Source organism: Psychromonas aquimarina ATCC BAA-1526 (genome assembly GCF_000428725.1).
Taxonomy (GTDB): domain Bacteria; phylum Pseudomonadota; class Gammaproteobacteria; order Enterobacterales; family Psychromonadaceae; genus Psychromonas; species Psychromonas aquimarina.
Window position 1 is genome coordinate 1 of record NZ_AUAM01000091.1, and the last position, 5585, is coordinate 5585.

The window sequence follows — 5585 nt, forward strand, 5'->3', positions numbered from 1 at the left end:
CGGGATAGGTGTGGAAAATCCCCAATGCAAGTGATTTTTGACCTGTATTATTTTCATGTACTATGGGGTAAGTGACTCATAGAGTTTACTAAATAAACGGCTCTGCTTTTTCTTCTGGCGCGGTGGTGACGGACTGATGGGTGACATTGACTCTAACCCGCTTCACGGCGAAACCGTACTAGGTCCAATTACCAGACAAGTCAAAATTAGTGAAGTATATATTTCATAATAGGGAGTTTTTAATGAAAAATATAACCATGCTTTTCACGGTGTACTTTTTATTTACAATAAATAATACACACGCTTATCCAGGTGAAAGCCTACAGACATTATGCGAAGACAGAAATCTTCATGAATCAAAGCATATTAAGTCCATTAATGTTTCCACTGAAAAGGATGCTTATGCAATGAATATTCTCATTGATAATAGCTGGTACTTTTTAGACTTGAGGGAAGGAAAGAGAAAAGTCATCCCACGTTCTGAAATGTTCAATATAGCACGCTATGCGTTTGAGGAAAAACTATTTGTGAATGTTTGCACAGGGTCTAATTATGTGACAGGAATTGAAATAGTAGCACCATAAGACATTTTCCTTATTAAGTTTTTTAGGTTTTTTTTAAAATCAAATAAATTAAATTTTCAATAGGGTTGTAAAAGATGTTTTTTTATATTGGGATGTTTTTATATTTTTTCATTCCTTTTTTTGCATATGGCAATTGGTATGTAGAAGGGAATAATGTATCTGTAATGTCTAATAAGTATGGGACGCTAATTTATACTTACTATAAAACAGAAGGTTCTGCTCTTGATGCTGATGAGCCTTATTATCTTGACTCTCCTTCGTATATATCAACCTCCCATTGGGAGGTGTGGTATACAAAAGGGTCGCATGTGCAACTCAGAAGTCGTGATACAGGGATGTGTATAGAGCGTGCACAAGAGAAAAATAAACCTATAATACAGAACCCTTGCAAATCAGAGTACAAAGGACAATATTTAGAGAGGATAGCAACAGACAATGGGTCTTTTTTATTACGTTTCCAAGATACACAATACTGCGTAATTACCTTATGGGGAGGGGCGCATTACTTCCCATATATGGACACTTGTCCACCTCTTAATCAAGAAGTCGATTCAAAATTCTTATGGTCCTTCATTCCTATATTTGGAGATGCCTATGTTCCTAGCAAGTAGAAATATAACAGCAGTATTTTTACTCTTTTACCTTTATTTTGGAAGTGTTCAAGCCTCTAATGACATTAGAGACTTTAAAGCTGGTAATTGGAATATGCAAGGTGCAGCTGGAGATATTGGGAGTCGATGGACGAATGAAATAAGAAGGATGGTTACAGGCATTAGTGCAATCCAGGTGTTGAGCTTACAAGAATCTGGTCATGTACCAAATATCCCTGAGATGAGAATTCTGCCAACTCCAGGAAGTCGTTTGGGTCTACCTCTTGATGGAGGAGAATATATCAATGGAATCCTTACTGAGCACTCTTGGGATATAAGGAGTCGCGCAACAGAAGATAGAAGGTACGTTTATCATATAGATCATGATACAGGTGCTGGCCGTGTAAATGTTGCTATTGTCTCTGAAAGTAGAGCAAGTCGAGTTATTATACTTCCGCCAGCTGCTTCTTATCCTGCGGTTAGACCTATATTAGGGATTCAAGTAGGGGGAGTGTATTTTTTTTCGATTCATGCATCTGCTTCTGGAGGGGTTGATGCAGTAGGAATTATTCGAAGAATAAGGCAGTATTTTATTGATAACAACCTACAAAAAGCACAATTTATGATTTTAGGTGATTATAATGTAGACCCTGAAACCCTTCGCAGAAGATTGGAAAGATATCCTGATCTATTATCAAATTTAACCATTTTTGCTCCTGATGAAATCACTCATTTATCCGCAACAACACCAAGAACGCTAAACTATTCAGTAGCAGGTAGCTTGTCTGGAAATGGTGGGCTTTTGGGGGCGCTTACCTCATATATTATGCCAGATTTTAGATCCGACCATATAGCCGTGTCGTATAGAAGGCAATAACCCATGTACGTCACCTATTTTTACGGAAATTATAAAATGTATCATTTGTTTTCTTTTATTTTAATTTCTTTATTTTCTAATACAGTTTATTCCATTGGCATTGAAGATTACAGAGGGGTAATGTCTCATAGGTATGGAACATTACTCGTGGCGTACTACGCCGACACTGCTCTTCAGCTTCAAGAGCCATATTATTTAGCTCCATCTTACATAGAACATTCAACTTGGTATCCTATATTAATTAAAGGAGGATATATTGCTCTATATAACAGGTCTAAAAAATTATGCCTAGAAGATAAAGGTAATATCGCCTACGCCTCCTCTTGTTATGTTAATAAGCTAGATCATTATAGTTTTAGAAGAATACCCTCTATAGAGGGTTCTTTTTTATTACAGTTTAAAGATACCAATAGGTGCTTATTTGCTCAGTGGAATGGAAGTTACTACTATCCATTTATCAAAACATGCCCTGAATTAAACAAAGATGTCGATGTTGCATTTTTGTGGTCATTTGTTCCAAAAGTGGGAAGTAGTTATGCAGCAGAACCTAAAAAGTGATCTATAACGATCTAGGGTTCTGTCGCAAATTCAAGGCTTTGTTGCAACGCTACCTCCTCAGGTCTTTTGATGCTGATTAGTTGGATCTGTAACTTTGTGGCAGGCTCAGCCCGGTGAAGCGATTTAAAACTCCACAAGCAACCATCATTTCCATTTCTTGGTTGTCCATTTACCGTTTATCGAGCATGCAGTCTATTATTACCAAAATTTGTTTATCTGGCCCTCCAATGTTGGGACTAGACTACTGCCTCTTTACTTGTTTCTTCATTTTTTGCGTGAAGCCCCATTTTTGAGTACTTGCAGGCGGGTCTCTAGTCGGGATAAGTCATCCCGAGATCTGGTTCTGTCGCATCTTCGAAAAAAGCTGAATGCTCAGCTCTACAGGTACATTTAGGTAGCTAAAGAATAAAACTGCTCCCAACGCGTTAACCTATCTGAGTTTTTCATCTGTCCTTTACGAAGCATTGGCCATAATACCAAAATAATTAATTAACCTGAGATCGGTTTAATTTATCTTAATGATGGGCTTGAATTAATTTGAGCTCATCATCTGCTAATTTGATTTTTGGTTTCTGCTTTTTCAAACAATACGCAACTAAACCTGACATCACGTTGAGCATAAAGCCATTTTCGCTTCTATGTCGACTATGCTCTATCTGAGATATATTTTTAAGCTGATCATTAATCGTCTCAATGATGTACCTCTTTGATAGCATTGCTTTATCGAATGCAGATATAACTTTGGCTTTCATGTTTTTTCGTACTGTTGTGACTAAATCGATATCTTTTTCGGAGAGTTTTTCTGCCAATTTTTTACCAATGTAGCCTTTATCTGCATAGAGTTTGCCCGTGAGGTTTTTACACAAATTTGGTACCGGAGTTTTGTCATTAGTATTACCTGCCGTTATACTTACCGAAATTATTTCACCAATATGATTAACCAATAAATGAAGTTTGAAGCCATAAAACCATCCCATTGTGCCTTTGCCACGTTTCGCTGTATCTGCAAACACTTTATGTCTTGGGATGCGGATATTATGGTAAACTTTTAAGCTTGTTGAATCGGCAAAGGCAATCCCTGTTGGTTTACCTTTAACTGTTTCAAAATAAGCACACATAGGGACAATTAAGCTCGGCATTAACTCTAAAAATCGCGTATAGCTAAGTAACTTAGGAAAATATTTTTCCAATACATTGATACATGGCCAAGGTAGAAGTTCTTGAAATCCCTATAGTTTGACTGATGAAAGGCAATGACTATCGTCATGCATTCACTCATGCTCATTCGGGAGTTTCTTCTGCGTTTACGAGTACCATCGATTATTAATTTATGTTATTAATTTATTTTCAAAAACAGGCACAAATTTATCGTAGAAGTCATCTACATGGCAAAAGACTGATACTAAGTTTTGCATTACCAATACCTCAGAAATAATGAATTCAAAGATCTGATCATGAAATGTATTTTTAGTTCAATTAAATTGAATTTTTTATCCCGAGCTGAGGTTAATTAAGTGATCAGATTAGCCCATTCTCTTTTACTGAGTGTTTTCACTTTGGCAACTTGATGTCTAAAGTTATTCCATCCTCGACTTACTTGTTCAACTATATCGTCATAGTCTTTAAATGCCAGATTCGATAATTAACAAGTCCCATAGCTGTTCAATGGGGTTTAATTCAGATGAGTACGGGAGAAGGTGCATAATTGATAAGTTATCAAAGATGCCTATTAGTTTGTTTGAGTGCCAACTTGTACAATCCATTATAACAACCGCATATCGACCAGCTGGTGTTGCTTAACAACCATTGACCGACTGCCTTTCTCAGCCCAGACCCTCGTAGTCGTATTTTGTTGGCCAAATCGTGCTTCATCTTGAAACCATACGTCCACTTTATCTAGCGCAATATGACCTGGAATTATGGTGATCGTTTCAGTTAAGAATTTTTTTAAACACTTCTTGAGCGTCTAAATCTTGCTTAGGATGCTTAGAGCGTGAAGTGATCCAAATAAGGTCTAATTCCTTCATTAACCTGTAAATATTTCTTACGTGGTAAGTCACACCATATGTCTCTTGAATATGTTTTTGAATATCAGAAATGGACCCGAGTTTAGACAAATTACTTATCAATAACCGTCACTGCATGGCCTTTTTCAGATATATAGAAAACGATAATCTTAGCGGCCTCTGTACCGGTATTCTCTCCATAGTGAGAGGTGTTCACCAGTTCAACAAGGCTGTCACCCGCCTGCATATTTAATACTTTGTCACCACTATAAACGGTTAATGTTCCGCTTAATAATACACCTGCGTTAATAGCCGGATGCTGATGCATCGGCAGTTTTTCACCGGGCGCAATGACAATTTCTTTAATAGTCACCTCAGGCTGAGTCAGTGTATAAGCCGGAAGGCTTGTACCATCCCAGGAAGTAGTACTTTTTACTAAGTCGACTGAAGTAGCGGCGCTGACACTTAGTGAAGTAAATAGAAGAGCTGTAGAAAGTAGTTTTAACATAAAAATCCTGTTACATAAGAATTAACAATAAGCGTGACGGGCTAAACAAGCCTCTCGTAGAATATCAGAAAAAAGGTGAGCTTACGACAAGATAGCTCAACTTAGCGTAAAAGATTTAATTTACTTATTGCATCCCAAATTGGAGTGAGCAATATGAAAAATCAAGGGCAACTTAACAGACTTGCGAATGAATTTCAACGATGGCGCTTAACCCGTAAATATCGCAGAGAAAAAACACCTAAGCGGTTAAAAGACAAAAATTCCGCTTAAACTGTTAAAAAACGTTCAATATTGACTTTATTCTCTTGTTTGATGGATATCCTCAATCATATACAGATAATAAAACAGGCCTTTCACTCTAGAGGCACGTAGAGTAAGAGGCAGAGCGTAGTCGCACTATTTCTCAGCCTCTCCTCTCCGAACCGTACGTGCACCTTTCAGCGCATACGGCTCTCCATTTAA

5 protein-coding genes and 2 pseudogenes are annotated in these 5585 nt (G+C 37.4%); 4 read left to right on the forward strand and 3 right to left on the reverse strand.

The features are described from left to right. Positions 1-242 precede the first annotated feature (242 nt). The 4 genes from G337_RS0118545 (at position 243) to G337_RS0118560 (ending at position 2609) form a co-directional block, all read left to right on the forward strand. Positions 243-584: a hypothetical protein gene (locus tag G337_RS0118545; RefSeq protein WP_028865207.1), complete on the forward strand. Its 342-nt coding sequence runs from the start codon at positions 243-245 to the stop codon at positions 582-584. Between the two features lie 74 nt (positions 585-658). Further along, positions 659-1195: an RICIN domain-containing protein gene (locus tag G337_RS0118550; RefSeq protein WP_028865208.1), complete on the forward strand. Its 537-nt coding sequence runs from the start codon at positions 659-661 to the stop codon at positions 1193-1195. Beyond that, positions 1179-2051: a cytolethal distending toxin subunit B family protein gene (locus G337_RS0118555; RefSeq protein ID WP_028865209.1), complete on the forward strand. Its 873-nt coding sequence runs from the start codon at positions 1179-1181 to the stop codon at positions 2049-2051. Before G337_RS0118550 ends, G337_RS0118555 begins: the two co-directional genes overlap by 17 nt. Before the next feature lie 36 nt (positions 2052-2087). Continuing rightward, on the forward strand, positions 2088-2609 hold the full coding sequence (locus G337_RS0118560; protein ID WP_157619381.1) for a hypothetical protein: 522 nt from the start codon (positions 2088-2090) through the stop codon (positions 2607-2609). Between the two features lie 515 nt (positions 2610-3124). Here G337_RS0118560 and G337_RS26665 read toward each other — a convergent pair. From G337_RS26665 to G337_RS0118575, 3 genes and pseudogenes are all read right to left on the reverse strand, one after another. After that, positions 3125-4024 (reverse strand): annotated as a pseudogene (locus tag G337_RS26665) (IS982 family transposase). Positions 4025-4119: 95 nt separating this feature from the next. Beyond that, positions 4120-4702, reverse strand: a pseudogene (locus tag G337_RS29605) (winged helix-turn-helix domain-containing protein); the annotation flags it as partial. Between the two features lie 25 nt (positions 4703-4727). After that, positions 4728-5123, reverse strand: a complete 396-nt coding sequence (locus G337_RS0118575; RefSeq protein WP_028865212.1) for a cupin domain-containing protein — start codon at positions 5121-5123, stop codon at positions 4728-4730. Positions 5124-5585 lie beyond the last annotated feature (462 nt).

What these genes read in the sequence shown, in the direction of transcription:
- G337_RS0118550 (WP_028865208.1), top strand. Translation starts at nt 659, where the DNA reads ATGTTTTTTTATATTGGGATGTTTTTATATTTTTTCATTCCTTTTTTT.
- G337_RS0118575 (WP_028865212.1), bottom strand. Translation starts at nt 5,123, where the DNA reads ATGTTAAAACTACTTTCTACAGCTCTTCTATTTACTTCACTAAGTGTC.
- G337_RS0118560 (WP_157619381.1), top strand. Translation starts at nt 2,088, where the DNA reads ATGTATCATTTGTTTTCTTTTATTTTAATTTCTTTATTTTCTAATACA.
- G337_RS0118555 (WP_028865209.1), top strand. Translation starts at nt 1,179, where the DNA reads ATGTTCCTAGCAAGTAGAAATATAACAGCAGTATTTTTACTCTTTTAC.
- G337_RS0118545 (WP_028865207.1), top strand. Translation starts at nt 243, where the DNA reads ATGAAAAATATAACCATGCTTTTCACGGTGTACTTTTTATTTACAATA.